An 18305-nucleotide genomic window follows, 5' to 3' on the forward strand; every position below is an offset into this window, starting at 1 on the left:
ACGGCATGCACATCGTGGCCGTCCTCGCGCCGGACCGGGTCGTCCCCTTCGACCTGGCGACGCCGATCGAGGTGTTCTCCCGGACGCTGCTGCCGAGCGGGCGTCCCGGGTACGAGGTCCGGATCTGCGGCGCGAGCTCCGAGGTCGACGCGGGCGCGTTCACCCTGCGGCCGCCGTTCGGCCTCGACGGGCTCGACGACGCGGACACGGTCATCGTGCCGGGCCGCGACGCGAACCCGCCGGTGGCTCCCGAAGTGCTCGACGCGCTGCGGCGGGCCGCTGCGAGGGGCGCGCGGATCGCGTCGATCTGCTCGGGCGCGTTCATCCTGGCCGAGACCGGCCTGCTCGACGGCCTCCGCGCGACCACGCACTGGGTCGGCGCGGCCGAGCTGGCCCGGCGGCACCCGGCGATCGACGTCGACCCGGACGTCCTCTACGTCGACAACGGTCAGTTCCTGACGTCGGCGGGCGCGGCGGCCGGCCTGGACCTGTGCCTGCACCTGATCCGCCGCGACCACGGCTCGGCGGTGGCGGCCGACGCGGCCCGGCTGTCGGTGATGCCGTTGGAGCGCGAAGGCGGCCAGGCCCAGTTCATCGTCCACGACCAGCCCCCGACCCCGCGCGGCTCGGCGCTGGAGCCGGTGCTGACGTGGATGGAGGAGAACTGCGCGAAGGAGCTGACCCTCGAGGACGTCGCCGCGTACGCCGGGATGAGCACGAGGACGCTCAACCGCCGCTTCCGCGAGCAGACGGGCACGACGCCGCTGCAGTGGCTGCTACGGGTCCGCGTCCGGCGCGCGCAGCACCTGCTGGAGGCGACGGGCCACGCGGTGGACCGGATAGCGGGCGAGGTGGGCTTCGGCTCACCGACGGCGTTCCGGGAGCGGTTCAAGCGAGTCGTCGGAACAAGCCCGAACGCTTACCGGGCCAGCTTCCGGTCGTGAGTGTTTAGGGCGGTTCTAACCGCCCTAAACACTCACGACAAGCCGCGGCAGACCACCCGGCGCGAGGACGGCGTAGCTAACCTGCGCTGCGCAAGAGGAAATCCCGGGTCGAGCCCATGCCGTACTTGTCCACCGGGCTCGACAGTGCCGCTACCTCCCGCAGCACCGGCCGGATGTCGACGCCGTCGGCGCGGGCCGCGGTGCAGAGGGCGTTGAGCGCCACGAGTTCGTCGCGCGGGTCGGCGCCCTGGTCGCAGGCCGAGATGTGCAGCAGCCGGGTGCGGAAGTCCGCGTCGGGCAGGGACACCGCCCAGCGGAACGACGGGTACCGCTCGAACAACGCGCGGACCTCGGCCCGGGCGTCGTCGTCGCCGGTCGCGTAGTGGTCCAGCAGGGCGCGCAGCACTTCCCGCGCGCCGGGCGGAAGGACCACCTCGAACGGCTTCCCGTCGTACGGGCTGTTCGCGATCGGTTCCAGGACGGCGTCCACGCGTGCGACTTCCTGCTCGAACATGGGCCCACGGTATCGTCGGACGCGTGTCGAGCCCCGAAGCGTCCAGGACCGGGCTGTCGGTCGCCCCGGCAGCCCGGTAGCTCGCTCCTTTCACCACCCGCGTGCCCGGGTCCCCGGGTGACCACGAAGTCGTCTGCCGATCTCGTGATCCCTGGAGCCTGTTGTGCCCATTCCTGTCTACTTCCTCGCCCTGGCCGTGTTCGCCATGGGCACGTCCGAGTTCATGCTCGCCGGGCTGGTGCCCGACATCGCCGGCGCGCTGGGGGTTTCCCCGGCGCAGGCCGGATTCCTGACGTCCGCGTTCGCCGTCGGCCTGGTCGCCGGCGCGCCGCTGATGGCCGCCGTGGCCCGTTCGTGGCGGCGTCGCACGGCGTTGCTGGGCTTCCTCGCGGTGTTCGTCGCGACGCACGTCGTCGGCGGCCTCACCGGATCGTTCGCCGTACTGCTGGTGACGCGGGCGGTGGCCGCGGTGGCTTACGCGGGCTTCCTGGCCGTCGCGCTGACCGCGGCGGCCGGTCTCGTGCCGCCGGACCGGACGGGTCGCGCGCTGGCCGTCCTGCTCGGCGGCACGACGCTCGCCTGCGTCGCCGGCATTCCCGGCGGCGCGCTGCTGAGCGCCGCGTTCGGCTGGCGCGCGGCGTTCTGGGCCGTCGCGCTGCTGTGCGTGCCCGCGGTCGCGGGAGTCGCGCGGATCCCCGGCACTTCCGCGACCGCGAAGCCGTCCGGGCTGCGTAAGGAACTCGCCGAGCTGCGACGACCGACGCTCGCCGGGACGCTCCTGCTCGGTGCCCTGGTCAACGCGGCCACGTTCGGCGTCTTCACGGCCTTGGCGCAGCTGTCCGCCGGGATCGCGCCGGTGCCGCTGGTCCTCGCGATCTTCGGCGCCGGCTGCTTCGCCGGCGTGACCGCGGCGGGCCGGCTCGCCGACCGGTGGCCCGGCCGGGTCGTCACGATCGGCGGGTTCCTGCTGCTCGCGGGCTGGGTCGTGCTGGCGCTGGTCCCGGCCGCGTTGCCCGTCCTGGCCTTCACGCAGGGCGCGTTGTCGTTCGCCGTCGGGAGCACGGTGATCGCGCGGATCCTGCGGCTGGCCGCGGGCGCGCCGACGATGGCGGGCTCGTACGCGACGGCGGCGCTGAACGTCGGCGCCGCCGCCGGCCCGGTGCTCGGGGCGGTGGCGGCGCCGGTCCGGACGGCGGTCGTCCTGATCGCGATCGCTCAGGTGGTCGCGCTGATGTGCAGGATCGCGTCGGCGCCGTCGAGGACCTCGGGGGTGAGCGGGAAGTAACCCGTCTCCGGGATGGCGTCCGTGCGGGTGCGGCCGGGCTCGACCGCGCGCACCAGGCCCCAGCCGTCGACGCGGTGCTGCAGCGAAGCCTCGTAGGTCTCCGGCTCGGGCTCCCCGAGCCGGAGCGCCTCGCTGCGCCCGACGCTCCCGGCGACGAAGACGTACCGCTCGCCCAGCAACGACCCCACGATGGCGCCGGCGCCGGACCACACGAGGTTCGCCACCGCCGAGTTCCAGGTGCTCGTGCCGCGCTGCAGGTGGCTGTTGTGGGCGAAGACCATCGTCGGCCCCCGCTGGGCTTCGAGGTCGCGGATGTCGAGCAGGTTCTGCGCCATGATCGCGTCGCGGGTGCCGCTGAGGCGCGAATACCGTTCGGCGCCGTCGATCGCCGCCTGCTTGTGGTAGCGCAGCAGGCCGAGCCCGGCGGTGAGGTGCGTCCGCGCGCGGACCCACTCGGCGCGTGACGTCGCCGCGATCCGCTCCGGCGCGCGGCTGTAGAGCGTGGTCAGCAGGTCGTCGGCGAGCGCGCGCAGGGCGTCGGCCGCCGGCGTGGCGCCGGGGGAGGCCGCCGCGTCCATGACGGCTTCCGTGCGGCTCCACCGGTCGTCGTCGCCGGCCAGGCTCGCGACGTCGACGTCGAGGCCCAGGTAGTCGCGGGCGTGTTCGAGGTAGCGCCGCGGGCTGGGCGCGCTCATCATCTCGGTGGACGCGTCGAAACCGTGGAACGCCAGGCGTTCCGCGGCCGGGAGGGGCTCGTTGTGCTCGCGCATCCAGGCGACCAGGCGCCGGTTGGCGTCCAGCTCCCCGAAGCTGTGCGAGAAGCCTTCCTTCATCGCGGTGTCGAGGGTGCCGGCGCCGTCGCGGACGAAACCGTCCACGGCGAGCGCGGCCACCCGGTCGGTCTCGAGGGCGATCGAACGGAAGCCGTGCCCGGCCAGCTGGGCGAAGAGTGCGTTGCGCCGCAAGGGAAACGCCGGTTCCTGGTGCGACGGCTCGCCGTAACCCAGCAGGGTGCACGACGCAGGGGCGAAGTCTCGGATGTCCTGACTCATGAGGCTCAAGCGTATCGTTGAAAGAACAGTTGAGACTTGGCCGGAGCCGGACCCGGTAAAGTCTCAACCCGATGAGACCCGCCGACCTGGCCCGCGAGCACGGCCTCTCGACCCAGGCCGTCCGCAACTACGAGGCGGACGGCTTCCTCCCGCCCGCGGACCGCACGCCGAGCGGCTACCGGATCTACACCGGGACGCACGCGGCCGCGTTGCGCGCCTACCTGGCCCTGATCAGGGGATACGGCCACCCGACGGCCGGTCGCGTGATGCTCGCGCTCCACGACGGCCACCTCGACGACGCCCTGCTGGCCATCGACCGCGGCCACGCCCGGCTGCTGCGGGACCGCGAAACCCTCGGCTCGGTGCGCCGCGCGGTGGGCGACTTGACGGCGGAACCCGCGCCGGACCCCGGCGCCCGGACGATCGGCGAGCTGGCGCACCGGCTGCGCGTCACGCCGGCGACCCTGCGGAACTGGGAGCAGGCCGGCATCCTGACGCCCGCGCGCGACGCCGCGGGCTACCGCGTCTACCGCGCGGAGGACGTCCGCGACGCCGACCTCGCCCACCTCCTGCGCCGCGGCGGCTACCCGCTGGGGCACATCGCCACGGTGGTCGAGCAGATCCGGACGGCCGGCGGCACCGAGGAGCTGTCCCGCGCGCTGGCCGGCTGGCAGACGAGGCTCACGGCCCAGGGTGTCGCCATGCTCGACGCGTCGGCGCGCCTCGGCGACTACCTGGCCTTGCGGCGGCGGACGTAATGGGTGATCAGCAGGATGGTGCAGACCAGGGCGACCGAGCCGGCGACCATGCGGAGGGTGAAATCCAGTCCCGTCGCGGAACCGATGCCGTTGACTCCGGCGCTGATGACGAGGACGACCCAGAGGATCGGGGCGATCGTGCGGGCGGGGGTGATGGTGTTGTTTTCCATGACCAGAACGCTAAAGCGGCGCGACGGCCGGCTCGATGGGTTCAGCACCCGGGATCCGGGTAGCGCCTGCACTACCGCTGCGCGTCAGCTGTCGCGGCCGAGGTAGGCGAGCACGGCCAGCACGCGCCGGTGGCCACCTTCGTCCGAGGGCAGGTCGAGCTTCTGGAAGATGTTGCGGATGTGCTTGAGCACCGCGCCGTCGCTGACGACCAGCAGTTCGGCGATGGTGCCGTTGTTGTAGCCCTCGGCCATCAGCGCCAGCACCTCGCGCTCGCGCGCGGTGAGCGCGTCCAGGGGGTCCTTCGCGCGGCTGCGGGCCATCAGCTGGCCGATCACCTCGGGGTCCATCGCGGTGCCGCCCTTCGCGACCCGCTGCAGCGCGTCGAGGAACCGCTCGACCTTGCCGACCCGCTCCTTGAGCAGGTAGCCGACCCCGCCGACGCCGTCGGCCAGCAGCTCGACCGCGTAGCTCGTCTCGACGTGGGCCGAGAGCACCAGCACCGGCAGGCCCGGGTGGATCTCGCGGGCCCGGACGGCGGCGCGCAACCCCTCGTCGCGGTGCGTCGGCGGCATGCGGACGTCCATCACGACGGCGTCCGGCCGGTCCGTCCCGACGAACTCGAGGAAGTCCTCGGCGTTGTCGAACGTCGCGGCCACCTCGATGCCCGACGTCTTCAGCAGCAGCGAAAGTCCTTCGCGCAACAGGGCGTCGTCCTCGGCGATCACGACCCGCATGGCAGCTCCACTCGCAGCTCGGTCGGCCCACCGGGTGGGCTGGTCAGGGTGAGGGTCCCGTCGAAGGCCTCGGCGCGCCGCCGGATCCCGGCGAGCCCGCTGCCGCCGGTCTCCACGGCGCCGCCGCGGCCGTCGTCGCGGATGTCGATGGACAGCAGGCCCGCGGCGCCGCCGAGGGTGATCTCGACCTTCGACGCGTCGGCGTGCTTGGTCACGTTGGCCAGCGCCTCGGCCACGACGAAGTACGCGGCGGCCTCGACCGCCGCCGGCCGTCCGGCGTCGTTCTCGACGGTGAGCGCGACCGGCACCGGGCTGCGCTCGCCGAGGGCGCGCACCGCGCCGGCCAGCCCGCGTTCGCTCAGCAGCGGCGGGTAGATGCTGCGCACGACCGTCCGCAGCTCGGCCAGTGCGTCGGTCGCGGTGTCCTGCGCCTTGACCAGCAGGTCCCGCACGGTGTCCGGGTCACGCTCGTACAGCTGGCCCGCGATGCCCAGCTGGAGCACGACGGCGGCGATCCGCGCCTGCGTCCCGTCGTGCAGGTCACGCTCGATGCGGCGCAGTTCGGCACCGTGCGCCTCCAGGGCGGCGGCCCGGGTCGCCGTCAGTTCGGCGACGCGGTCGGCCAGGACGACGCCCGCGCCGGGCTTGAGCAGCGACCGCGCGGTGCGGGCCTGCCAGCGCGCGACCGGCGGCGCGAGGAACAGCGTCACCGCGGCCATCACGACGCCGCTGAGCACGGCCAGCCCGGCGGTCGGCCACGAGTGCACGAGGATCCCCATCGACGCCTCGATCCCGCCGGGCACTGCCGGCCAGACGGCGGCCGTGACGACCTGCTGGACCGCGCCGAGCGGCAGGCCGATCGCCAGCGCGCCGATGAGCATCCCGGTCGCCGCGTGGAGCGCGAGCCACGCGACGTCACGGCGCGTCGCCGGGTCGGTCACGGGGTTGCCGTCGCGGTAGGGCTCGGGGATCGGCTCGCCGAGCGCGCGGGCGGCGCGGCGGCGATCGAGCCGGACGACCTTGCGCGACAGCCGGATCGCGGGCGCCACCGACGGGATCCCGATGCCGAACGGGCACAGCACGAGCACGACGAACAGGCCGACGAGGGCGAAGATCGACAACAGCGACGTCGCCGCCCCGGCCAGCAGGTAGCGCACCGCCGACCAGCAGGCACGCAAGCGGGTCGTCACGCCGCCAGTGTCCCACCGAGGCACACCCCACCGCCGTGGTGGTGCAGGCGCTACCCCCGATCCACCTCCCCACGGGATCGAACGGACACCGCCACGAACCTAGTTTTGGTGCTACAGAACGAAAGGGATCGTGATGAGCACAGGGTATGCGCTGGAGCTGGCCGAGGTGCGGAAGGTATACGGCCGCGGCGACGGCGCCGTCACCGCGCTCGACGGGGTGTCCGTGGGGGTGCCGCGAGGGACGTTCACCGCCGTGATGGGGCCGTCCGGTTCCGGCAAGAGCACGTTCCTGCACTGCGCGGCCGGGCTCGACCGGCCGACGTCGGGCCGGGTGCTGCTGGGCGACACCGAGATCGGCAAGCTGAAGGAAACCGCGCTCACGCAGCTGCGGCGCAGCCGGATCGGGTTCGTCTTCCAGGCCTACAACCTGCTGCCGTCGCTGAACGTGCTGCAGAACATCACGCTGCCGACGCGGCTGGCCGGCAGCAAGCCGGACCCGCGCTGGCTGCGCGAAATCGTCGAAGGCGTCGGCATCGCGAAGAAGCTCGAACACCGGCCTTCGGAGCTGTCCGGCGGGCAGCAGCAGCGTGTCGCGATCGCGCGGGCGCTCGTCACCCGGCCCGAGGTCGTGCTGGCCGACGAGCCGACCGGCGCCCTCGACACCCGCACCGGACGGCAGGTGCTCGACCTGCTCCGCGCCGTCGTCGAAGGCATGGGCCAGACCGTCCTGATGGTCACGCACGACCCGGTCGCGGCCTCGGCGGCGCACGGCGTCCTGTTCCTCGCCGACGGCAAGCTCGCCGGCCACCTCACGCAGCCCACGCCCGAGCGGGTCGCGGAGCGCATGACGCACCTCGGGGAGTGGTGACCGTGCTGACCCTGGCCCTGCAGACGATCCGGACGCGCATCGGCGGCTTCGCCGGCGCGTTCATCGCGATCCTGTGCGGCGCGGCCCTGGTGGCCGCGTGCGGGATCCTCATGGAGTCCGGCCTGCGCGCCGGCGTGCCGACGCAGCGGTACGCGGCCACGGCCGTCGTCGTCGGCGGCACCCAGTCGGTGCGGCCGCCCGGCGCCGACGCGCTGTCGTCCGAGCAGGTCGGCGAGCAGGCCACCGTGCCCGCGGACCTGGCCGGCCGGCTCGCCGCGGTCCCCGGCGTCCGCGCCGCGGTGGCGGAGCAGAGCTTCCCGGCGCAGGTGGTGACCCGCGACGGGCAGGTGCTGACCGGCGTCCCGTCGCTCGGGCACAACTGGGACGCGGCGGTCCTGGCGCCGTTCACGCTGAGCGCCGGCCGGGCGCCGGCGACCGACGGCGAGGTCGTGCTCGACGCCGACCTGGCCCAGCGCGCCGGCGTCGTCGTCGGCGACCAGGTGCGCGTCATGACGCGGTCGACGCCGGTGCCGTTCCGGGTGTCCGGCGTCGCCACCGCCGCCGGCCTGTCGCGGCAGTCGGCGCTGTTCTTCACGACGTCCCAGGCCGCTCACCTGGCCGCTCGGCCGGGCCAGGTGAACGCGATCGGCGTCCTGGCCGGCCCGGGCGTCGCTCCGGACGCGCTCGCCGACCGCGTGCGGGCCGCGACGGCCGGGGCGCCGGTCGAGGTGACCAGCGGCGTCGAGCGCAGCACCGTCGAGTTCCTCGACGTCAGCCAGACCCGCACGCTGCTGCTCGCGATCGCCGGCTCGTTCGGCGGGTTCGCGCTGATGGTGGCGGTGTTCGTGGTGGCGAGCACCCTCGCGCTCACGATCAACCAGCGGCGGCGCGAGTTCGCGTTGCTGCGGGCCGTCGCGGCGACGCCGAAGCAGATCCGCAAGCTCATCGGCGTCGAGACGACGCTCATCGCGCTGGTCGCCGGCGTGCTCGGCAGCCTGCTGGGGCTGGCGGTCGCCGCCGGGATGCGCGACGCGTTCGCCGCGATCGGCGTCATCCCGGCGGACTTCGGCCTGGTGATCGGCCCGCTCCCGCTGGTGGCGGCGGTGGTTCTCGGCCTGGGCGCGGCGCGGCTGGCGGCCTGGACGGCGTCGCGGCGGCCGTCGACGATCAAGCCGGTCGAAGCGCTCGGCGAGGCCGCGGTGGAGCGGCGTGAGCTCGGCAAGGTCCGGCTCGTCACGGGCTGGGCGCTGGTGCTGATCGGCCTCGGCGGCGCGGCGGTCCCGCTGTTCGTGCACGGCGACGCGGGCACGGCGGCGTCGTCGATGGCGACGCTCGTGACCGTCATCGGGCTGGCGGTCGTGGGGCCGCAGGTGGTCGGGCTGATGGTGCGGGTGCTCGCGCCGGTGCTGTCGCGGGTGTCGCGGATCAGCGGTTACCTGGCCGCGGCGAACAGCCAGGCCAACACGCGCCGGCTGGCGGCGGCGGTGACCCCGCTGATGCTGGCGGTCGCGTTCGCGCTGTCGATGTTCTACAGCCAGACGTCGGCCTCGGCGGCCGCCGAGCAGCAGACGGCGCGATCGACCACGGCGGACTACGTGCTCACGAGCCCGGCGGGCGGCATCTCCCCGGAGGTGGCCGAGGCGGTCCGGCGCGTCCCGGGCGTGGCGGCGGCGACGCCGGTGGTGCGCACCCAGGTGATCGTGGCGACGCCCACGGGCGAAGACATCGACGTCCAGAGCCTGCCGGCGCAGGGCCTGCTGGGCGACCAGGCCGGCGCGACCCTGGACCTGGGCATCTCGGCCGGCCGCCTGGCGGACCTGCGGGGCGACACGGTGGCACTGAGCGAGTCGGAGGCGAGCTGGCTGGGCAAGAAGATCGGCGACCAGGTGGAGTTCTATTACGGAGACGGGGTTCCGGCCACCCTCCGCCTGGTAGCGACGTACACACACGACTTGGCCTTCGGCGACTTCGTATTGCCTGCGTCGCTGGCTCGTGCGCACACCGGCGACCAGCTGGACGACTCGGTCCTGGTCCGCCGTTCGCCCACCGCGGATCCCTCGGCCGTGTCCGCGGCTTTGGGCGCGGTCGCCGAGCGCTACCCGGGTTTGGGTTTCACCGCGGCGTCCCCGGAAACGGGCGGCCAGCGTCAGGCCCAGTTCTACTTGAACCTGGTGGCGGTCGGCGTGCTGATCGGCTACGTCGCGATTTCGGTGGCCAACACCCTGGTGATGAGCACCGCCCAGCGCGGCCGAGAGTTCGCGTTGATGCGCTTGGTGGGCACAACGCGCGGCCAGGTGATCCGGATGATGCGCCTGGAGGCACTGGCCACGGTCGGGGTCGCGGTGGTCGTGGGAACGCTGGTTCCGTTGGTACCGCTGGCGTTGCTGAACATGGGCCTGAGGGGGACCGTGGTGCCGTCGGGCTCGCCGACCGTCTACTTGGGAATCATCGCGGGTGCGGTGTTGCTGGGGTTGCTGTCGATGGGCCTGTCGACCCGGGTAGCGCTGCGAGCCAAGCCGATCGACGCCATCGGGCTGCGGGAGTAGCCGCGGATCCGCCCTGCTGCAGTCAGTACCGCAGCAGGGCGGAGATTCGCGGGCCGCCGCACGGCCTCAGCCGCTTCCGGGATCGGCCGCCGGCCACAGACCCAGCCTGGAGAAGTGTTCGCGGACATGGGCACGGACCTTCTCGTCCAGCTCGGCGACGAGCGCGATCGTCTGACGGGATTCGGTCGCCGCTTCGGTGTGCTTCCCGGTCGCCGCCAGGGACCGGACCAACGCCACCAGCGCGCGAGCGACCCGAGCGTGGTCGGCGAGGGACCGCCGGCATCCTCGCGGCCCAGCCCGCGGTACGGCCACACAACCTGCGCAGTCAACGGCGTTCGCAATAGCCGCTGCGCGCGGCTCGAAACTCTCGAAAATCTTCGAAAGTTATTGCCCAACCAACCGTGCGGAAATCATGCTTCCGTCATCCTGGCTTGCCTGCCAGCCTCAATGAGGAGGAAGCATGCGCACCAAGAACCACGGCCGCTTCAGGGCGTTGACCGGCGGGGTCGCCCTGGCGCTGATCGCCGCGTTGACGCCGGGTGTCGCCCACGCCGACACCGTTGTCACCACCAACCAGACCGGGACCAGCAACGGCTACTACTACTCCTTCTGGACCGATGGTGGTGGCTCGGTTTCGATGACGCTCGGCTCCGGTGGCAACTACCGCACCTCCTGGAGCAACACCGGGAACTTCGTCGCCGGCAAGGGGTGGAGCAACGGGAGCCGGCGGACCGTGAACTACTCCGGCAGCTTCAACCCCTCCGGCAACGGCTACCTCGCGCTCTACGGCTGGACGTCGAACCCGCTCGTCGAGTACTACATCGTCGACAACTGGGGCACCTACCGGCCGACCGGTACCTACAAGGGCACCGTCACCAGCGACGGCGGCACCTACGACGTCTACCAGACGACGCGGTACAACGCGCCGTCCGTCGAAGGGACCAAGACCTTCAACCAGTACTGGAGCGTGCGGCAGCAGAAGCGGACCGGTGGCACCATCACCACCGGCAACCACTTCGACGCGTGGGCGCGCTACGGCATGCGGCTCGGCAACTTCAGCTACTACATGATCCTCGCGACCGAGGGTTACCAGAGCAGCGGCAACTCGAACCTGACGGTGGGCTGATCATGCGCAAATCCCTGGTGGCCGCCGCCATGCTGGCCGCGGCGAGCACGATCTCCGTCACCCCGGCCCACGCGGCCGCCTGTTCCGGGTACGTCGGGCTCACCTTCGACGACGGTCCGTCCAACGGCAACACTCCTGCACTGCTGAACGCGTTGCGGCAGAACGGCTTGCGCGCGACGATGTTCAACGAGGGCCAGTACGCGGCCGCGTACCCGGCGCAGGTGCGGGCGGAGGTGAGCGCCGGGATGTGGGTCGGCAACCACAGTTACACGCACCCGCACCTGATCCAGCAGAGCCAGTCCCAAGTGGACTCGGAGGTCTCCCGGACGCAGCAGGCGATCGCCGGCGCGGGCGGCGGCACCCCGCGCCTGTTCCGGCCGCCGTACGGCGAGACCAACACGACCCTCCGGACGGTCGAAGCGAAGTACGGTCTCACCCAGATCATCTGGGACGTCGATTCGCAGGACTGGAACGGCGCGAGCGTGGACGCGATCGTCGCGGCCAACGCCCGGCTGCAGAACGGCCAGATCATCCTGATGCACGAGTGGCCGGCCAACACCCGGACGGCGATCCCGCGCATCGCGCAGGGGCTGGCCTCCCGCGGCCTGTGCGCGGGGATGATCTCCCCGCAGACGGGCCGCGCGGTCGCGCCGGCCTGAACCGGACGCGCGGTGGCTCCCCGGCGAGCCGCCGCGCGTCAGTTCACGTACCACTCGACCCGGACGGCCGTCGCCGACCGGGTCCGCAGCTCCGCGCACACCTCGTGCGTCACGAGCACGCCCGTGCGCCGGCAGAGCCGGGGCACCCCGTCGATCTCGCTCGCCGGCGTGAAACCGTGCGGCACCAGGTAGCCGCGCATCACGTCGGTGGCGCGGTCGCCGGTGGCGTCCAGGACACCCCAGCACCCGCCGGACCCGCAGCCGACGGTCCGCACGACCGTCAGCTGCGACGGCCCGGGCGCGACGCCTTCGTCCCCGGGCGGCGCCTCCCACTCCGAGAACACGACGACGCCGGCCGCCACGAACCCGACGACCACCATGGTGAGCAGCAGCGAGCTGGGACGCTGCCGTTCGACGAGCATCCCGACGGCGCCGACGACGGCCGCGAGAGCGGTGTGGAACCAGTAGACCTCGATCGCCGCGGGCACCCACGGCCCGGCCAGCTCGAGCCCGCGCGGCACCGTGAACCAGGCCAGCAGGAGCAGCAGCACCAGCCCGAAGAGCACGCCGGTTCGCGGTGCCGTCGCGAGGAAGCACCAGGCGATGATCGGGAGCATCCCGAAGAAGGCCGCGAAGGGGTGCTCCCAGGAGAACGCGGCGACGACGCCGGCGGCGACGACCAGTGCGATCCGCCACCAGTGCCGACCCAGCCACGACGGCACGGTGATCGGTTCGGCTACCCCGGAGTCGGTCACCGGGTGATTATCCCGGCGCCTGTGCCGATGGGGCAGCGCGCTGCCTAGCGGAGTTCCTCACCGAGCGCCCGCCGTACCGCCGAGCGCAGCCAGGAGTGCCCGCCGTCTGCGGAGTTCCGTGGGTGCCACGCCATGCCGATCACCACCGGTGGCAGCGGCAGCGGCACCTCCAGCAGCCGCAGCCCCAGTGCGCGGGCCGCCTCCGTCATCGGGCCGGTCTCGCCGCCCGGCACCAGGCACACCAGGTCCGTCCGCGCCGCCAGCGTCATCGCCGTCAGGTGGCTGGGCAGCACCGCCACCACCCGCCGTCGCAGGTCGACGTCCGCCAGGGCCGCGTCCGCCGGGCCCGTGAAGCGGCCCCGGCGGCTCACCACCACGTGCGACGCCGCCGCGAAGCGGGCCGGTGTCAGGCGCCCCTCGGTCAGCGGGTGGCCCGCGCGGACCCCCGCCGCCATGTGCAGGGTGACCAGGGGTTCCGTGCGGGTTTCCGGGTCCGCGTGGTCCAGGGCCCCGACCTCGAGGTCGACCTGGCCGTCGCGCAGGGCCGGGCCGCCCTCCAGCTCCTCGGCCCGGAACCGCACCGACACCCCGGGTGCCTCCGCAGCCGCGAGGTCCAGCAGGCCCGGGGCCAGCGCCGCGGCGACGATGTCGGCCGCCTGGACCGTGAACGTCCGGTGCAGCGTCAGCGGGTCGACGTCCTCGCCGGGGGAGAGCAGCGCCCCGCAGCGGCGGACCACCGCCGCCACCTCGTCGCGCATCGCCTCCGCTCGCGGCGTCGGCACCATCGCCTGCCCCGCGCGCACCAGCAGCGGGTCGCCCAGCAGCCGCCGCAGCCGGGCCAGGGTGCGGCTCATCGCCGCCGGGGACGTGCGCAGCCGCTCCGCCGCGCGCGTGACGCTGTGTTCGGCCAGCAACGCGTCCAGCGCCACCAGCAGGTTCGCATCGATGTTCACCAGCATCGTTCCGATCTGAGCAACTATCCCGTGCCGACATTCCTATTGTGGCAATCCCGCCGCACGACGCAAGGTGGGACCAGAACGAACGAAGGAGAAACCAAGATGTCCACCTACCCCCGCCCCGGCGACCGGATCGCCGTCGTCAGCCAGAGCGGTCCCACCGTCACCCTGTTCGACGCCGTCACCCACGAGGCCGGCGCCGTCCTGACCGTGCCGGCCGAGCCGCACGAGCTGTGTTTCGACGCCGAACACCGGCTGCTCTACTGCACCAGCGCCTACGTCCGCGGCTACTACGGCGCCCACGACGGCCACAACCACCAGGTCACCGTCATCGACCCGGACGACGGTGAGATCGTCGAGGTGCTCGACCTGTCGCCCGAGCACGGGCCGCACGGCCTGGCCCTCGACCCGGCCCGGCGGCTGCTCTACGTCAGCGTCGAGGCCGGTCCGGCGGGCCCCGGCGGGGTCGTCGTCGTGGACACGACCACGCGCCGCGTGCTGCGCCGCATCGACACCCTCGCGCCCGGCCCGCACTGGTTCGCCATCGACCCGGACGGCCTGCGCGGGTACGCGGCGAACAAGGAAGCGCCGTTCGTCACGGTGGTCGACCTGGCCACCGGCGAGCTGCTCGACAAGATCGCCGTGGCCGGCAGCGAGGGCATCGCCGTCAGCCCGGACGGCGCGACCGTCGCGGTGGCCGTGCGGGACGCCGAGCCCGGCGTCGCGCTGATCGACACCCGGAGCGGCACGGTCGTGCGGACCCTGCCCGCCGCCCACGCCGTCATCCCGGTGCACTGGACGGCCACCGGCCTGCTGCTGGCCGGCGAGCAGCACCGCCCCGACGGCCGCCTGTCCGTCTGGAAGGGCACGTCGCCCGAGGCGCTGGAGCTGGTCGGGACGGCGGAGGTCGGCACGATGCCGCTGACGCTGACGTCGTCCCCCGACGGCGACCGCGCGTACGTCTCGGCGGTGGTCGGTTCCACGGTCACCGTGGTCGACCTGGCGGATCCCGCGAAGCCCACCGTCGTCGACACGCTCGCCGTGCCGCGCGCCGGCGAGCCCGGCGCGCACGGCCTGGCCTACATCCCGGCCGGCTGAGGACTGGAACCGGCGGGGCGCATGAGGCAGGGTGGGCGGAACGAGGAGGCAACGATGCCCGATGAGACGTTCACCCTGCCCGGAAGCGTGACCGCGTACCGCTGGGACCCGGTGGGGCCGCCGGTCGGCGTGCTGCAGCTGACCCACGGCATGGGGGAGCACGTGCTCCGCTACGACCGGGTCGCCCGCGCGTTCACCGATCGCGGGTTCGCCGTCTACGGCCAGGACCACCGCGGCCACGGCGCGTCCATCCGGGACACACCCGGCGACCTCGGCCCGGACGGCTGGCCGGCGCTGGTCGCCGACATCGGCGTGCTCACCGCGCACATCCGCGACGAACAGCCGGGCCTGCCGGTCGTCCTGCTCGCGCACAGCATGGGCTCGTTCGCGGCCCAGCAGTACCTGCTCGACCACTCGGCGGACGTCGACGCGGCCGTCCTCACCGGCACGGCCGCGCTCGACGTCCTGGAGCCGGCGCTGGACCTCGACCAGCCGCTGGACCTGGCGATGTTCAACGCGCCGTTCCAGCCGCCGCGCACGGACTACGACTGGCTCAGCCGCGACGAGTCCGAAGTGGACGCCTACGTCGCGGACCCGTTGTGCGGCTTCGGGATCGACCCGGCGAACACGAAGGCGATGTTCGCCGGTGCCCGTCGGCTGGCCGATCCCGAAGCAGTCGGCGGGATGCGCGAGGACCTGCCGATGTACCTGGCCGTCGGTGAGCAGGACCCGGTCAACGGCAACCTCGCGCTGTTCGACGTCCTGGTCCAGCGCTACCGCGACGCGGGCATCAAGGACCTGACGGTCAAGGTCTACCCGGGCGCCCGGCACGAGATCCTCAACGAGACGAACCGCGCCGACGTCGTCGCGGAACTGCTGGCGTGGACGGAAAAGCTGGTCTAGAGCCAGTCGTGCTCGCGGGCGTAGCGGGCCGCTTCGTGACGCGTGCGGGTCTGGGTCTTCTGCATCGCGTTCGAGAGGTAGTTGCGGACCGTGCCCTCCGCGAGGTGCAGCTGACCCGCGATGTCGGCGACCGCGAACCCTTCGCGGGTCGCGCGCAGGACGTCGACTTCGCGGTCGGTGAGCGGGCAGTCGTCGACGACGGCGAGCGCGGAGACGTCCGGGTCGATCCAGCGCTTGCCCTCGTGCAGGGTCTTGATCACCGACGTGATGTGCGCCGGTTCCGCCGACTTGCTGACGAACCCCTGGACACCGAGCTTCAGCGCCTTGCGCAGCACTCCGGGCCGGGCGTGCCGGGTGAGCATGAGGATCACCTGGTCCGGCCGCGTGCGGCGGATCTCGGCGACGGCGCCGAGCCCGTCCACGTGGGGCATTTCGAGGTCGATCACGAGCACGTCCGGCCGGTGTTCCAGGGTGGCCTTCACGGCTTGTTCGCCGTCTTCGGCCTCGGCGAGCACGGTGATCTCGCCCTCGAGGGGCAGCAACGCCGCCAACGCCTTGCGCAGCAACGCCTCGTCGTCGGCGAGCACCACGGTCGTCATCGGACGTCCCCCCGTCGCGGGAAAACGGCCGCCGTCAGGAACCGGCCGTCCTGCTGTTCCACCTTCAGCTCGCCCCCGCCCTCCGCCAGCCGCTGCCGCAGCGTGGCGAGGCCGTTCAGCTCGGGCGGTCCGCTCTCCTGCGCGCCGTCGTTGACGATGCTGATCCCGGACTCCGTGAGCGTGATCCGCACCTGCTCGGCCTGGGCGTGGCGCAGGATGTTCGTTGTCGTCTCGCGCAGGACCTGGCCGAGCAGCTCGCCCGCCCGCGCGTCGACCTCGGCCTCGCGGTCGACGCGCACGTGGATGCCCGCGGCCTCGAAGAGGTTCTTCGCGTTCTCCAGCTCCGCGGACAGGTTGAGCCGCCGCTGGGCGTAGGCGAGCTCCTTGGTCTGGACGATCGTGTCGCCGACCAGGGTGTGCACTTCCTGTAGCTCCTCTTGGGCCCGGTCGACGTCGCTGCGCAGCAGCTTTTCGGCCAGCGCGACCTTCAGCTTGACGACGTGCAGCGTGTGGCCCTGGATGTCGTGCAGGTCGCTGGCGAAGCGCATGCGTTCGCGGATGACGGCCAGCTCCGCCTCGCGGTCGCGGGACTGCTCCAGCTCGGCCACCAGGTCGTAGAACCGCTGGCTGACGAACGTGAACGCGGTCGACACCACGACGGACACGGCCGGGATGACGACGAACTGCATCAGCCGTCCGATGCCGTGGCCGGGGCCGGGGTGCACGAACAGGTTCGTTGAGCCCAGCGCGGCGACCAGCACGCCCAGCCCCAGCAGGGCCGCGATGCGGTGGCGGGGCAGCGGCGGGATGGTGAACGAGCCGACGACGCACAGGCCGTAGAACGAGGAGGAGTCGTCGTTGATCGCCCCGGCGAGCCAGACCGCCGCGGTGATGGCCACGCAGGGCCGCGCGACGCGGATGAAGTCGCCCGCGGTCCAGCGCTCCGCGGTCGCCAGCGCGGCGGCCAGGCCGATGACCTGCAGCACGACGTGCCACCAGGTGCGGGCGGTGAGCACCACCAGCAGCACCCCGACGAACGCCAGCGGCGGCACCGTCGTGATGAGGTTGAGCCGGCGCAGCCGTTCCTGCACCGCCCCGCCCGTCCAGGTCGCCCGGCGCGCGAGCGTGGTCACCTCCATATCCCGAGCGTAACGGCCACGGCGGGCCCCACCAGTGACACCACGTCATGTCCTGTGGTGACGTGGCCACACTGCCGCCGGGGCGCGAACGGGGCTGGAATCGGAGCATGTCCACGACACCAGTCATCGACGTCGACCACCTGAACCTCACCTACGGCGGCTTCCACGCCGTGCGGGACCTCTCGTTCCAGGTCGAGCGCGGCGAGCTGTACGCGCTGCTCGGGACGAACGGCGCCGGCAAGACCTCGACCCTCGAGACCGTCGAGGGCCACCGCGCGCCCACCTCGGGCGCCGTGCGGGTGTTCGGGAAGAGCCCGCGCGACCGCGCCGCGGTGCGGCCGCGGATGGGGATCATGCTGCAGGAGAGCGGGTTCTCCCCGGACCTGACCGTGCGCGAGTCGGTCCGGCTGATCGGCAGCCTCACCGAGCGGGCCGACAACGTCGAGCGCGTGCTCGGCATCGTCGACCTCACGCGCAAAGCGGGCACGAAGGTGTCGCAGCTGTCCGGCGGCGAGAAGCGGCGGCTGGACTTCGCCACCGCCGTCTACGGGACGCCGGAGCTGATCTTCCTCGACGAGCCCACCACCGGCCTGGACATCCAGTCCCGCGACGCGCTCTGGGACGCCGTCGACCGGCTGCGCGAGGACGGCTCGACCATCGTGCTCACCACGCACTACCTCGAAGAGGCCCAGCAGCGCGCCGACCGCATCGGCCTGATGCACGAGGGCACCTTCCACCGCGAGGGCACCGTCGCCGAACTGACGCGGACGCTGCCCTCGACCATCCACTTCGCCCTCCCGCCGCACGCGCCGGCGCCGCCGCTGCAGGCCACGCGCGAGCCGGACGGCCGGTTCCTCATCGAGACCTTCGGCCTGCAGAAGGACCTCCACACCGTGCTCGCCTGGGCGCAGGACCACGCGGTCGAGCTGCGCGGGCTCGAAGCCGGCCCGACCCGCCTCGACGACGTCTTCCGCGCCATCAGCAACTCCTGAGAAAGGGGCCTTTCCC

General features: G+C 72.7%; 20 protein-coding genes. 10 read left to right on the forward strand and 10 right to left on the reverse strand.

Translation table 11 applies throughout. The annotated features are described in order from the left end of the window. Nucleotides 1-5 precede the first annotated feature (5 nt). Entirely contained in the window at nucleotides 6-944 is a 939-nt protein-coding gene (locus OHS58_RS44605; RefSeq protein WP_328646279.1) for a GlxA family transcriptional regulator, read from the forward strand. A gap of 76 nt (nucleotides 945-1020) precedes the next feature. Here OHS58_RS44605 and OHS58_RS44610 read toward each other — a convergent pair whose 3' ends face one another. Further along, a complete protein-coding gene (locus OHS58_RS44610) occupies nucleotides 1021-1458 on the reverse strand; it encodes a hypothetical protein (RefSeq protein ID WP_328646280.1) in 438 nt (145 codons plus the stop codon). A gap of 163 nt (nucleotides 1459-1621) precedes the next feature. On the opposite strand from OHS58_RS44610, the gene OHS58_RS44615 reads away from it, so the two are divergent. Next, the gene (locus OHS58_RS44615; RefSeq protein ID WP_328646281.1) at nucleotides 1622-2743 is read left to right on the forward strand and encodes a Cmx/CmrA family chloramphenicol efflux MFS transporter; all 1122 of its coding nucleotides are present in this window, start codon (nucleotides 1622-1624) and stop codon (nucleotides 2741-2743) included. Here the strand turns inward: OHS58_RS44615 and OHS58_RS44620 are convergent. Further along, nucleotides 2674-3795: an erythromycin esterase family protein gene (locus OHS58_RS44620; RefSeq protein ID WP_328646282.1), complete on the reverse strand. Its 1122-nt coding sequence runs from the start codon at nucleotides 3793-3795 to the stop codon at nucleotides 2674-2676. The two genes, OHS58_RS44615 and OHS58_RS44620, sit on opposite strands and share 70 nt — an antisense overlap. A 71-nt stretch (nucleotides 3796-3866) precedes the next feature. Between OHS58_RS44620 and OHS58_RS44625 the strand changes: the two genes are divergently transcribed. Beyond that, nucleotides 3867-4553 (forward strand): TioE family transcriptional regulator, encoded by a 687-nt coding sequence (locus OHS58_RS44625; RefSeq protein ID WP_326955634.1) that lies wholly within the window; start codon nucleotides 3867-3869, stop codon nucleotides 4551-4553. Here OHS58_RS44625 and OHS58_RS44630 read toward each other — a convergent pair. The 3 genes from OHS58_RS44630 to OHS58_RS44640 form a co-directional block, all read right to left on the reverse strand. After that, on the reverse strand, nucleotides 4526-4723 hold the full coding sequence (locus OHS58_RS44630; protein ID WP_328646283.1) for a hypothetical protein: 198 nt from the start codon (nucleotides 4721-4723) through the stop codon (nucleotides 4526-4528). The two genes, OHS58_RS44625 and OHS58_RS44630, sit on opposite strands and share 28 nt — an antisense overlap. Nucleotides 4724-4807: 84 nt before the next feature. Continuing rightward, nucleotides 4808-5458, reverse strand: coding sequence for a response regulator transcription factor (locus OHS58_RS44635; protein ID WP_326946598.1), 651 nt, complete (start codon nucleotides 5456-5458; stop codon nucleotides 4808-4810). Continuing rightward, nucleotides 5446-6648 carry a sensor histidine kinase gene (locus OHS58_RS44640; RefSeq protein ID WP_328646284.1) on the reverse strand — a complete coding sequence of 401 codons (1203 nt, stop codon included), beginning with the start codon at nucleotides 6646-6648 and terminating at the stop codon, nucleotides 5446-5448. The genes OHS58_RS44635 and OHS58_RS44640 overlap by 13 nt, the downstream gene beginning before the upstream one ends. A 133-nt stretch (nucleotides 6649-6781) precedes the next feature. Between OHS58_RS44640 and OHS58_RS44645 the strand changes: the two genes are divergently transcribed. Together OHS58_RS44645 and OHS58_RS44650 are read left to right on the forward strand one after the other, a co-directional pair. Then, nucleotides 6782-7516 (forward strand): ABC transporter ATP-binding protein, encoded by a 735-nt coding sequence (locus OHS58_RS44645; RefSeq protein WP_328646285.1) that lies wholly within the window; start codon nucleotides 6782-6784, stop codon nucleotides 7514-7516. 2 nt (nucleotides 7517-7518) lie between these two features. Next, nucleotides 7519-10062, forward strand: a complete 2544-nt coding sequence (locus OHS58_RS44650) for an FtsX-like permease family protein (RefSeq protein ID WP_328649961.1) — start codon at nucleotides 7519-7521, stop codon at nucleotides 10060-10062. A gap of 66 nt (nucleotides 10063-10128) precedes the next feature. Here OHS58_RS44650 and OHS58_RS44655 read toward each other — a convergent pair whose 3' ends face one another. Continuing rightward, nucleotides 10129-10299, reverse strand: coding sequence for a hypothetical protein (locus OHS58_RS44655; protein WP_328646286.1), 171 nt, complete (start codon nucleotides 10297-10299; stop codon nucleotides 10129-10131). A 223-nt stretch (nucleotides 10300-10522) separates the two neighbouring features. On the opposite strand from OHS58_RS44655, the gene OHS58_RS44660 reads away from it, so the two are divergent. Then, complete coding sequence (locus OHS58_RS44660; RefSeq protein WP_247061506.1) at nucleotides 10523-11188, forward strand: glycoside hydrolase family 11 protein; 666 nt, start codon at nucleotides 10523-10525, stop codon at nucleotides 11186-11188. 2 nt (nucleotides 11189-11190) lie between these two features. Further along, nucleotides 11191-11847 carry a polysaccharide deacetylase family protein gene (locus tag OHS58_RS44665; protein ID WP_328646287.1) on the forward strand — a complete coding sequence of 219 codons (657 nt, stop codon included), beginning with the start codon at nucleotides 11191-11193 and terminating at the stop codon, nucleotides 11845-11847. 38 nt (nucleotides 11848-11885) lie between these two features. Here OHS58_RS44665 and OHS58_RS44670 read toward each other — a convergent pair whose 3' ends face one another. Next, the gene (locus tag OHS58_RS44670) at nucleotides 11886-12602 is read right to left on the reverse strand and encodes a hypothetical protein (protein ID WP_328646288.1); all 717 of its coding nucleotides are present in this window, start codon (nucleotides 12600-12602) and stop codon (nucleotides 11886-11888) included. Nucleotides 12603-12646: 44 nt separating this feature from the next. Then, nucleotides 12647-13561, reverse strand: a complete 915-nt coding sequence (locus tag OHS58_RS44675; RefSeq protein ID WP_328646289.1) for a LysR substrate-binding domain-containing protein — start codon at nucleotides 13559-13561, stop codon at nucleotides 12647-12649. Nucleotides 13562-13660: 99 nt separating this feature from the next. Here OHS58_RS44675 and OHS58_RS44680 point away from each other — a divergent pair, with 99 nt between their 5' ends. Both OHS58_RS44680 and OHS58_RS44685 read left to right on the forward strand, forming a co-directional pair. Beyond that, nucleotides 13661-14656 (forward strand): YncE family protein, encoded by a 996-nt coding sequence (locus OHS58_RS44680; protein WP_328646290.1) that lies wholly within the window; start codon nucleotides 13661-13663, stop codon nucleotides 14654-14656. Between the two features lie 54 nt (nucleotides 14657-14710). After that, nucleotides 14711-15559, forward strand: a complete 849-nt coding sequence (locus tag OHS58_RS44685; protein ID WP_328646291.1) for an alpha/beta fold hydrolase — start codon at nucleotides 14711-14713, stop codon at nucleotides 15557-15559. Here the strand turns inward: OHS58_RS44685 and OHS58_RS44690 are convergent. Both OHS58_RS44690 and OHS58_RS44695 read right to left on the reverse strand, forming a co-directional pair. Further along, the gene (locus OHS58_RS44690) at nucleotides 15556-16158 is read right to left on the reverse strand and encodes a response regulator transcription factor (protein WP_326955626.1); all 603 of its coding nucleotides are present in this window, start codon (nucleotides 16156-16158) and stop codon (nucleotides 15556-15558) included. The genes OHS58_RS44685 and OHS58_RS44690 overlap by 4 nt on opposite strands. After that, complete coding sequence (locus OHS58_RS44695; protein WP_328646292.1) at nucleotides 16155-17297, reverse strand: sensor histidine kinase; 1143 nt, start codon at nucleotides 17295-17297, stop codon at nucleotides 16155-16157. The genes OHS58_RS44690 and OHS58_RS44695 overlap by 4 nt, the downstream gene beginning before the upstream one ends. A gap of 107 nt (nucleotides 17298-17404) precedes the next feature. Here OHS58_RS44695 and OHS58_RS44700 point away from each other — a divergent pair, with 107 nt between their 5' ends. Continuing rightward, nucleotides 17405-18289 carry an ABC transporter ATP-binding protein gene (locus OHS58_RS44700; RefSeq protein WP_328646293.1) on the forward strand — a complete coding sequence of 295 codons (885 nt, stop codon included), beginning with the start codon at nucleotides 17405-17407 and terminating at the stop codon, nucleotides 18287-18289. The last annotated feature ends 16 nt before the right edge of the window (nucleotides 18290-18305 follow it).

This window comes from Amycolatopsis sp. NBC_00348 (genome assembly GCF_036114655.1).
Taxonomy (GTDB): Bacteria; Actinomycetota; Actinomycetes; order Mycobacteriales; family Pseudonocardiaceae; genus Amycolatopsis.

Excerpts from the sequence above, each read along its gene's own strand:
- OHS58_RS44680 (WP_328646290.1), top strand. The coding sequence starts at position 13,661 with ATGTCCACCTACCCCCGCCCCGGCGACCGGATCGCCGTCGTCAGCCAG.
- OHS58_RS44605 (WP_328646279.1), top strand. The coding sequence starts at position 6 with ATGCACATCGTGGCCGTCCTCGCGCCGGACCGGGTCGTCCCCTTCGAC.
- OHS58_RS44645 (WP_328646285.1), top strand. The coding sequence starts at position 6,782 with ATGAGCACAGGGTATGCGCTGGAGCTGGCCGAGGTGCGGAAGGTATAC.
- OHS58_RS44700 (WP_328646293.1), top strand. The coding sequence starts at position 17,405 with ATGTCCACGACACCAGTCATCGACGTCGACCACCTGAACCTCACCTAC.
- OHS58_RS44630 (WP_328646283.1), bottom strand. The coding sequence starts at position 4,723 with ATGGAAAACAACACCATCACCCCCGCCCGCACGATCGCCCCGATCCTC.
- OHS58_RS44685 (WP_328646291.1), top strand. The coding sequence starts at position 14,711 with ATGCCCGATGAGACGTTCACCCTGCCCGGAAGCGTGACCGCGTACCGC.
- OHS58_RS44675 (WP_328646289.1), bottom strand. The coding sequence starts at position 13,561 with ATGCTGGTGAACATCGATGCGAACCTGCTGGTGGCGCTGGACGCGTTG.
- OHS58_RS44625 (WP_326955634.1), top strand. The coding sequence starts at position 3,867 with ATGAGACCCGCCGACCTGGCCCGCGAGCACGGCCTCTCGACCCAGGCC.
- OHS58_RS44635 (WP_326946598.1), bottom strand. The coding sequence starts at position 5,458 with ATGCGGGTCGTGATCGCCGAGGACGACGCCCTGTTGCGCGAAGGACTT.
- OHS58_RS44610 (WP_328646280.1), bottom strand. The coding sequence starts at position 1,458 with ATGTTCGAGCAGGAAGTCGCACGCGTGGACGCCGTCCTGGAACCGATC.
- OHS58_RS44665 (WP_328646287.1), top strand. The coding sequence starts at position 11,191 with ATGCGCAAATCCCTGGTGGCCGCCGCCATGCTGGCCGCGGCGAGCACG.
- OHS58_RS44660 (WP_247061506.1), top strand. The coding sequence starts at position 10,523 with ATGCGCACCAAGAACCACGGCCGCTTCAGGGCGTTGACCGGCGGGGTC.
- OHS58_RS44690 (WP_326955626.1), bottom strand. The coding sequence starts at position 16,158 with ATGACGACCGTGGTGCTCGCCGACGACGAGGCGTTGCTGCGCAAGGCG.
- OHS58_RS44695 (WP_328646292.1), bottom strand. The coding sequence starts at position 17,297 with ATGGAGGTGACCACGCTCGCGCGCCGGGCGACCTGGACGGGCGGGGCG.
- OHS58_RS44620 (WP_328646282.1), bottom strand. The coding sequence starts at position 3,795 with ATGAGTCAGGACATCCGAGACTTCGCCCCTGCGTCGTGCACCCTGCTG.